Origin of the sequence: Streptomyces scabichelini, assembly GCF_011045015.1 — a bacterium.
Lineage (GTDB): Bacteria > Actinomycetota > Actinomycetes > Streptomycetales > Streptomycetaceae > Streptomyces > Streptomyces scabichelini.
This window is the reverse complement of sequence record NZ_JAAKZY010000349.1, coordinates 1-6,801: the sequence shown is the minus strand read 5'-3', so window position 1 is coordinate 6,801 and position 6,801 is coordinate 1. Positions and strand designations below refer to the sequence as shown.

The window sequence follows — 6,801 nt, the reverse complement described above, 5'->3', positions numbered from 1 at the left end:
GCCTCCCCCAGCCCGCCCGTCCCGGTGTCCCCCTCGCCGAGCTACACCCTGCCGTCACCGGCGTCCAGCCCGCCTCCGTAGAGCAAGGAGAACAAAAACCACCCGGACACCAGCGGGCCGGTGCTTTACTTCACCAAATACCAAACGAAATATCCCTTTTGCCATTGTTGTGCGCCGAAGGGATACGCGATGAGAGCTGCCGTCCTCTATGGAACCGCCGGGTCCTTGGTCCTGACCGCCCTCGTCGCCGCCCCTGCGGGCGACGCCCGGGCCGCGGCACCCGGCTGGGCCGAACGGCACGGCGTGGCCGTCGCCGCCGCGCGCGCCGCCGCCGAAGGCATCCGCTTCGGGAAGTGCGCCGCGGAGCGGGACGCCCCGGGCAGCCTCCAGTGCGGCACGGTGACGGTGCCGCTCGACTACGCGCGGCCCGACGGCAAGAAGATCGACCTGACCGTCAGCCGCGTGCGCGCGACCGGCAAGAACGGAGAGACAGGCAAGGAGAGGAAGGACGGCAAGAACGCCAAGAACGGCGGCAAGAACGGCGGCGCGAACGGCAAGCGGAAGGTCCCGTATCAGGGCTCGCTCGTCTACAACCCGGGCGGCCCCGGCGCCTCCAGCATGCGCTTCCCGCTGGCCGGCCAGTTCCCCGAGTGGAAGCGCATCGCGGCGGCGTACGACCTCGTCGGCTATGCACCGCGCGGGGTAGGCCGCTCCGCGCCACTGTCCTGCCAGGCACCGAACCAGCTCATGAAGGGGCCCTCGCAGTCGCCCACGCACCCTTCGGAGTCGCACAAGCAGGAGCGCATCGCCCGGGCGAAGACGTACGCACGCGGCTGTCTGAAGCGCTCCGGCAGCGGGCTGCGGCACTTCACGTCGCTCAACAACGCGCGCGACCTGGACGTCCTGCGCGCCGCGCTCGGCGAGCGGAAGCTGACCTTCATGGGCGCTTCGTACGGCACGTACATCGGAGCCCTGTACGCGACGCTGTTCCCCTCGCATGTACGCCGGATGGTCTTCGACTCGGCCGTGAACCCGGACCCGGAGCAGATCTGGTACCGCAACAACCTCGACCAGTCGGCCGCCTTCGAGAGGCGCTGGACGGACTTCCGCACATGGGTCGCCAAGCACCACAAGGTGTACGGACTCGGCCGCACACCCAGGGAGGTGCTGCGCAGCTACGAGAAGGCACGGGCGCGGCTCGCCGCCAAGCCCGCGGGCGGCAAGATCGGACCGGGGCAGTTGCAGAGTGCGTTTCTGAAGGCCGGGTACTACGACAGCTACTGGCCGCAGCGCGCGCTGGCGCTCTCCGCGTATCTCAAGGGCGACCCGAAGCCGCTGATCCAGCAGGCGTGGCCGCAACCGGAGGCGGTGGCCGAGCAGGAGAACGGGGACGCCGTCTACACGGCCGTCGAGTGCAACGACGCGCCCTGGCCGACCGACTGGCGCACCTGGGACCGCGACAACACGCGCCTCGCGCGCGTGGCGCCGTTCGAGACGTGGGACAACGTCTGGACGAATCTGCCGTGCGCGTACTGGCCGGTGCCGCGGCAGCGGCCCCTCGACGTACGGACGTCACCCGGCGAGCTGCCGCCGACGCTGATCCTGGCCGCCGAGCGGGACGCGGCCACGCCGTACAAGGGGGCGCTGGAGCTGCGTCGGCGGCTGTCCGGCTCGGTGCTGGTGACCGAGCGGGCCGCGGGCACGCACGGGATCGGGGGTGGTGCGAACCCGTGCGTCAACGGCCACGTGGACGCGTATCTGCTGGCGGGGCAGCTTCCGGTGCGGGGCGAGGAGTGCGCACCGCATCCGGAGCCCAAGCCTGTTTCGCCGGGCGACCGCTCGCGGCGGAGCGCTCCGCGAGCAGTGGCGTAGGCGGTAGTGGGTGACTGCGGGTCCGTCGTGGCTGGTCGCGCAGTTCCCCGCGCCCCTTACGGCGCCAAGGCCGCTCAGACGCCGATCAGGCCAGACCCGCGACCAGCTCGCCGATGTCCTTGCGGCGGCCCGTGTAGAACGGGACCTCCTCGCGGACGTACAGCCGTGCCTCGGAGCCGCGCAGGTGGCGCATGAGGTCGACGATGCGGTACAGCTCGTCTGCCTCGAAGGCGAGGATCCATTCGTAGTCGCCGAGGGAGAACGAGGCGACCGTGTTGGCGCGCACGTCCGGGTAGCCGCGGGCCATCTTGCCGTGGTCGGCGAGCATGCGGCGGCGGTCCTCGTCGGGCAGCAGGTACCAGTCGTAGGAGCGCACGAACGGGTAGACGCTGATGTAGTTGCGCGGCGTCTCGTCGGCGAGGAATGCCGGGATGTGCGAGCGGTTGAACTCGGCGGGGCGGTGCAGCGCCATGTTCGACCAGACCGGCTCCAAGGCGCGGCCCAGCCTCGTACGGCGGAAGAGGTTGTACGCCTCCTGGAGCTGGTCGGCGGTCTCCGCGTGCCACCAGATCATGAGGTCGGCGTCGGCGCGCAGCCCGGACACGTCGTACGTGCCGCGGATCGTGACGTCCTTGGCGGCGAGCTGGTCGAAGAGCTCCTGGACCTCGTCCGCGTAGCCGCCGCGGTCCTCGGGGAGGACGTCGCGCAGCTTGAAGACGGACCACAGCGTGTAGCGGATGACCTCGTTGAGGTCCTTGGCCAGCTTGCCCTTGTTCGGGATCTTGGCGGGCTCGGTGGTGGGGGCGTCGTCACTCATGGGGCTATTCTCCCGCTCCGCCGTGCAGGCTCTGCACCGGGTTCGCGACCAGTGCGTCCAGTCCGCCGCGGTCGCCCTTCAGCTGGTCGACGGCGGCGTACGCGCTCGCGATGCAGGCCGGGATACCGACTCCGTCGTACGCCGCTCCGCACACCGCGAGGCCCGGCAGCTTGCCGACGTGCTCCCGGATGCGGGCCACGCGCGCGTGGTGCCCGACGGGGTACTGGGGCAGCCCGTCGTACCAGCGCGTCACGCGGCTCTCGACGGGCGCCGCGGCCAGCCCGGTGGCTTCGCGCAGATCGTGCCGCGAGACGTCGACGAGGTCACCGTCCTCGCGCCCGAGCACCTCCGTCTCGCCGTACCGCCCCACGGACGTCCTGAGGACCACCACGTCCGGGTTCTCCTCGGCGATCCATGCCCACTTCTGGGATGCGAACGTCGACGCCTTGATGGTCCGCCCGTCAACGGGCGGCACCAGAAAACCGCTCCCTTCGGGAAGGCTGATTTCGTCGCGCCGGTAGGCGAGCGTGATGAGCGCCATGGAGGCATACTCGACGGCGGCCAGCTCGGCCGCGGCAGCGGGCGCTTCGGCACGCAGCAGCGCGGCAGCCGTGGTGGCGGGAACGGCCATGACGACCCCGTCGGCGTGAAGCACGCGCCCACCGGCGACGATGCGCCATGCCGCCTCGTCCGCGACTCTGCGCAGCTCCGTCACCGGTGTCCCGGTGACGATCTCGCCGCCCCGCGCTCGTACCGACTCCGCCACCGCGAGCGGCAGTCGGCCGACGCCGCCCTCGAGGCCCATGAAGACCGGGCCGGTCTGCTGGGCGGCGGCCGCGCGGGCCTGGATCTCGCGGACCGCCTGCGTCAGCGAGGCGTGCGTGCGGGCCGCGTCGAAGAGTTGCGGGACCGCCGAGCGCATGGAAATGCGGTATGCGTCGCCCGCGTAGACGCCGCCCAGCAGTGGCTCGATCAGGCGGTCCACCACCTCGCGGCCGAGGCGGGCCGCCACGTACTCCCCCACTGCCACGTCGTCGCCGATGTCCGTGCGCGGCAGGTCGGCGTCGCGCTCGATGCGGTGGAGGCCCTCCTCGGAGAGCAGCCCGGCGAGAGCGGACGCGGTGCCGGGCACACCCATGACGTGGCCCTTGGGCATGGGCCGCAGCGCACCCCGTGTCCAGATCGACGCGCTCGCCGTCGCGGGCGTCTGAAGCCGGGTGTCGAGGCCCACCTCGCGGGCGAGCGCCACCGCCTCGGGCCGCCGGGCCAGCATCGACTCGGCACCGAAGTCGACCCGCGCACCCGCGATCTCGCCGGGCAGCAGCTTGCCGCCGAGCCGGTCCGTGGCCTCCAGGACGGTCACGCGCGCACCGCCGTCCAGCAGCCGGTGGGCGGCGGCCAGACCGGCGATGCCGCCCCCGATGACGACGGCATGCCCCGTGCCCGGACGAGTCTCTTCGTGCATGTCTCCACTGTCCCAGACCCCACTGACAGTCCCTCCGGCCCCCGGTGTCCGTGGCGAGTCCTGACCGTGACCTCTTCGGGACCGGATTCGTCCAACGTCGCGCCCCGTTCCGGCGTCGAAGGAGCGTCAGTCATCACGACACCCTCGGGGGTACGCCGGCATGCAGACGCATGGCACCACGCACCGAACGTCCAGGCTCCGATCCGTACGATCCCTACGACCTGTCCAGCTCCTCTCGGCACTGCTGCTGGCCGCCGCCCTCGCGCTCACGGGATGCACCGGCACGGACGACGCCGGCGGCGCGGACTCCGCCGCCGGCGAAGCCGCGCAGAGCAACGCGAAGGGCGCGGGCGGCAACCAGGACAGCAGCGACGGCAAGGGCCAACAGGCCGCCGCGCCGCCGAAGCTGAGCGCTGTCCACATCATCCGCACCGCGTCCCTGACCGTGCAGGTCAAGGATGTGCCCAAGGCCCTCGCCGAGGCCCGTACCGCCGTCGAGAACGCGGGCGGCATCGTCGGCAACGAGACCACGGACCGCGGCTCCAAGGGCCACGAGCGCTCACGGGTCGTCCTGCGGGTGCCCACGGACCGGTACGAGGAGGTGCTCGCGGACCTGGAGGGCTCCGGCAAGCTCATCGACCGGACGGCGAAGGCGGAGGACGTCACGGACCAGGTCGTCGACGTGGAGAGCCGCATCACGTCGCAGCGCGCCAGCGTGGCGCGGATCCGCGAGCTGATGGACCAGGCGACCAAGCTCAGCGATGTGGTCACCCTGGAAGGCGAGTTGAGCACCCGTCAGGCCGACCTGGAGGCCCTGCTGGCCCAGCAGGCGTCCCTGAAGGACCGGACGAGCCTCGCCACGATCACCCTGTCGCTGTCCGAGACCCCGGTGAAGAAGACGGCGGACGACGAGGATCCCGGGTTCGTGGACGCGCTCGCGGGCGGCTGGAACGCGTTCGTCACCACGTTCCGCTGGATCGCGGTGGCACTCGCCGCGGTACTGCCCTTCGCGGTGGGCACGGCGCTGCTCGTGCTGCTGTGGGTACGTTTCCTGCGCCACCGGCTGCCGCGCCGCCCGGCCACGGCGGGCGCGGGTACGGCGACCGCGGGCATGACGCTGCCGGTGGCCCGGCCGGCACCGGGAGAGGGAGGCGAGCAGGACTGAAATGCGGCGCCCCCGTAGCGTGTTCGTATGGGCATGAGCCGTACGAGAGAGCGTCTGGTGATCGTCGGAGGGGACGCGGCGGGCATGTCCGCCGCGTCCCAGGCGCGCCGCATGAAGGGCCCCGACGAACTGGAGATCGTCGCGTTCGAGCGCGGCCACTTCGCCTCGTTCTCCGCGTGCGGCATCCCGTACTGGGTGGGCGGCGACGTCTCCGAACGGGACCAGCTGATCGCCCGCACGCCGGAGGAGCACCGTGAACGCGGGATCGATCTGCGGATGCGTACGGAGGTGACGGAGCTGGACATCGCGGGCAGCCGGGTCCGCGCCCGTGATCTCGAGTCCGGGACCTCCGGAGCTTCCGGGACCTCCGGGGCCTCGGGGGCCGAGGAGTGGGTGTCGTACGACAAGCTCGTGATCGCGACCGGCGCCCGCCCGATCAGGCCGCCGCTGCCCGGCATCGACGCCCCGGGTGTGCACGGCGTGCAGACCCTCGACGACGGCCAGGCGCTGCTGGACACGCTGGCCCGTACGCCCGGCCGGCGCGCGGTGGTGGTCGGGGCGGGCTACATCGGCGTGGAGATGGCCGAGGCGCTGATCAACCGCGGGTACGAGGTGACGGTGGTCAACCGCGGCAAGGAGCCGATGTCCACGCTCGACCCCGACATGGGCCGGCTGGTGCACGAGGCCATGGAGGGCATGGGCATCACGATGGTGAACGACGCCGCGGTCACCAAGGTCCTCACCGGCGACGACGGCCGGGTCGGCGCGGTCGCCACGGAGGACGCCGAGTACCCGGCGGACGTGGTGGTCCTCGGTATCGGCGTACGCCCGGAGACGACGCTCGCGCAGGCCGCCGGTCTGCCCCTGGGCGACCACGAGGGACTGCTGACCGACCAGGCGATGCGGGTGCGCGGGTACGAGAACATCTGGGCCGGGGGCGACTGCGTGGAGGTCCTCGACCTGGTCTCGGGCCGCGAGCGGCACATCGCGCTGGGCACGCACGCCAACAAGCACGGCCAGGTGATCGGCGCGAACGCCGGCGGCGGCTACGCCACGTTCCCCGGAGTCGTCGGCACAGCGGTCAGCAAGGTCTGCGACCTGGAGATCGCCCGCACCGGCCTGCGCGAAAAGGACGCCAGAAGGGCGGGCCTCCAGTACGAAACGGTCACCATCGAGTCCACGAGCCGCGCGGGCTACTACCCCAACGCCGCCCCCATGACCGTGAAAATGCTCGCCGAACGCCGCACCGGCCGCCTGCTAGGCGTCCAGATCGTAGGCCGTGAGGGCGCGGGCAAACGAGTGGACATAGCCGCGGTGGCCCTGACCGCACGCATGACGGTGGACGAGATGACAGCCCTGGACCTGGGCTACGCCCCGCCTTTCTCCCCGGTATGGGACCCCATCCTGGTAGCGGCCCGCAAGGCGGTGGGAGCGGTGTTCCTGCGGCGCTAACCATGTAGCGGGTCAGGTGGGGGGCGGGCC

5 protein-coding genes are annotated in these 6,801 nt (G+C 71.6%); 3 read left to right on the top strand and 2 right to left on the bottom strand.

What is annotated here, in order from left to right:
- Positions 1–189 precede the first annotated feature (189 nt).
- Positions 190–1,872, top strand: a complete 1,683-nt coding sequence (locus G5C60_RS48720; RefSeq protein ID WP_165270415.1) for an alpha/beta hydrolase — start codon at positions 190–192, stop codon at positions 1,870–1,872.
- Positions 1,873–1,957: 85 nt separating this feature from the next.
- Here the strand turns inward: G5C60_RS48720 and hemQ are convergent, their stop codons facing one another.
- Both hemQ and hemG read right to left on the bottom strand, forming a co-directional pair.
- The gene (hemQ, locus tag G5C60_RS48715) at positions 1,958–2,689 is read right to left on the bottom strand and encodes a hydrogen peroxide-dependent heme synthase (protein ID WP_165270413.1); all 732 of its coding nucleotides are present in this window, start codon (positions 2,687–2,689) and stop codon (positions 1,958–1,960) included.
- Between the two features lie 4 nt (positions 2,690–2,693).
- Positions 2,694–4,154 (bottom strand): protoporphyrinogen oxidase, encoded by a 1,461-nt coding sequence (hemG, locus tag G5C60_RS48710; protein ID WP_165270411.1) that lies wholly within the window; start codon positions 4,152–4,154, stop codon positions 2,694–2,696.
- Positions 4,155–4,314: 160 nt separating this feature from the next.
- On the opposite strand from hemG, the gene G5C60_RS48705 reads away from it, so the two are divergent.
- Both G5C60_RS48705 and G5C60_RS48700 read left to right on the top strand, forming a co-directional pair.
- Complete coding sequence (locus tag G5C60_RS48705; protein ID WP_165270409.1) at positions 4,315–5,319, top strand: DUF4349 domain-containing protein; 1,005 nt, start codon at positions 4,315–4,317, stop codon at positions 5,317–5,319.
- A 27-nt stretch (positions 5,320–5,346) separates the two neighbouring features.
- On the top strand, positions 5,347–6,771 hold the full coding sequence (locus G5C60_RS48700; RefSeq protein WP_165270407.1) for an FAD-dependent oxidoreductase: 1,425 nt from the start codon (positions 5,347–5,349) through the stop codon (positions 6,769–6,771).
- The last annotated feature ends 30 nt before the right edge of the window (positions 6,772–6,801 follow it).